Annotated in this window: 1 protein-coding gene; it reads right to left on the bottom strand. The window is 59.1% G+C overall.

Features of this window, described 5'->3' with window-relative positions; genetic code table 11:
* Positions 1 to 321: 321 nt before the first annotated feature.
* Positions 322 to 1770, bottom strand: a complete 1449-nt coding sequence (locus RI563_RS13265) for a GGDEF domain-containing protein (protein WP_411293589.1) — start codon at positions 1768 to 1770, stop codon at positions 322 to 324.
* Positions 1771 to 2123 lie beyond the last annotated feature (353 nt).

The raw sequence follows: 2123 nt of genomic DNA, 5'->3' as shown, positions 1-2123 counted from the left end.
TCCGCAGAAGCATAGACCCCCGAATGATGTGTAACGCCATGAAATTAATGATGGGAGATCAACTCCGCTTGGTCCATCGGCGTGTCTACCTGATGAGCCGCCCCGATAACCACTAGGGCCGCTGCCCGAAGAAGGCAGCGGCCTGGCATTGAAGCGAAAAACGCGGGTTGATGACCGCTCTGCCAAGATGGGGGAAGCATCGGGCCGCGGCGACCCAGGGGACTCGGATGTGGGAAAATCTTGGTCCCGCTAGGAATGCGTAGTGGTCAGGCGATGGTCATGATTGCGTTGCTCGGGAAGGTCGGGGCTATCCCGGGACACTCACGAGCAGACGATTCGGTCGCGTCCTCTATCCTTGGCCAGGTAAAGCGCCTTATCGGCGCGGCGCATCATCGTGTCCGCGGTATCGCCCGGCTCACGTCTCACCAGCCCCGCTGAACAGGTCTGCCCGAAGGGCACGAGCTTGAGCAGACGTTCCAGTACCTTTCGACCCTGTTCGATGTCCGTATCCGGGAAGACGATGACAAATTCCTCGCCACCGAATCGGGCCAGTACGTCGGGTGGGCGCATCTCCTTTTCCCAGGCTTTTACGAGTTCTTGCAAAAGAACGTCTCCAGCCGAGTGTCCACGCGTGTCGTTGAAATCCTTGAAGTGATCAAGATCCAGAAAGGCCAGACTCAGAGGGGCGTTGACGCGCTCGGATCGGGCTATTTCTCGCGCCAGATCATTGCTCAGCTCCCTTCGGTTGGCCGCGCCGGTCAAGGGATCGATCTTGGATAGTCTTTCAAGTGCCTCGGCTTGCTGTTGAGTTTCCTTGAGCAGGCCGCCCATGCGGTGCATGACCAGTAGGAACAGCACAATCGAGGCGAAGGCGGCCACTTTCACGGTCTCCATTTCCGTCCCCGTCTGGAACAGAATCACCATTGGCACGAGAATGGTGGCTATCCCCAGGATGACTATGCGACGTTGCGAGAGTTGCGCGTTCGAGGTCTCGGCGTGAGCCTCGACGGAGGCCGAAGGATGGTGGACTGCAGCGACGAAGAAGGCATAGGACAGCAACCAGAGACTGTCCGTCAATCCGCCTGGGGCGTACCAGCCGACCAGGTTGCCGTGGGCATAGAGCAGATCGGCTGCCAGATAGGACAGGATGCCCGCAAGGAGGAACAGGTTGGCAAGTATCCGGGCCCGTTGCAGGAACACCAGATACAGGATCAACGGAAGCACGATCAGGTCGGCGATCGGATAGGCCGCCGAGATGAGGAACTGACCCAGACTGAGGCTTGGGTCGTTCATGTAGGGGGCAATCAACAAAACCCAGCCCAGCACGGCCGCCGAGGTGCCCACGAGGAGAGCATCGCTCATGGCGCCTTCGCTCTGCCCTTTCTGGCGCTCGAGCTTATAGAGGGCCGCCATAAACAGTGGGTAGACGGCCAGGTAGAAAATATCGGCAACCGACGGGAAGGGCGTCAAACCTTGGAGATCGAGCCAGTACCAGATGCTGTGGCCGAGCGCCGCGAAGGACAATGCGATGGCGATTAGCTTCCAGGCGGCCGGCTGAACCAGTTGTCGGCGATTGTACGCGGCAAACCCGACAGCAAGTGCGGCGATCAGGCTAGTGAGTACGTAAACGATACTGGCCAAGCGCCCATAGGGAAGCGCAACGTAAAATCCGGTCAGTATCACGCAGACGGCGGGCCACCACTGCCAGGCGAATCTCTGTTTGGTCGCGGGGGATTCGCTAAGATCACCCGCCGGCTCTTTTGATCGCATTGTTTTGTCGATAGTCACGTAACGAGACGCGCCCCGCGTGATTAACTTCCCGTGTCGCCCATGGTGCATCGCTGTCCAGAGGAGGGGCGATTTTCACGATAGCAGGATACGGAACCGAGAACACCCCCGAGGCGGTCAAGCCGTAACGGAGGTCTCCATGTCATGGGAATTGACGAAACAGTGGCTATGGAAGGGAGCCTGCTTCTTCCCACACCGTCAATGTCACGCTTGTGCGCGCGACTTGCTGATTTAAACAGTGGTGGGCCCAGCAGGGCGTAAGAGGCTTCTGGGCGAAGCACCGCTTCGCGCCGCTGGAGCGACCGGAATCTGGGATTTCGGGCCGGAATAGTCCG

Source organism: Thiohalophilus sp. (assembly GCF_031581315.1).
Taxonomy (GTDB): Bacteria; Pseudomonadota; Gammaproteobacteria; order UBA6429; family Thiohalophilaceae; genus Thiohalophilus.
The sequence above is the reverse complement of the archived record's forward strand: the minus strand, read 5'-3'. Positions and strand labels throughout refer to the sequence as shown.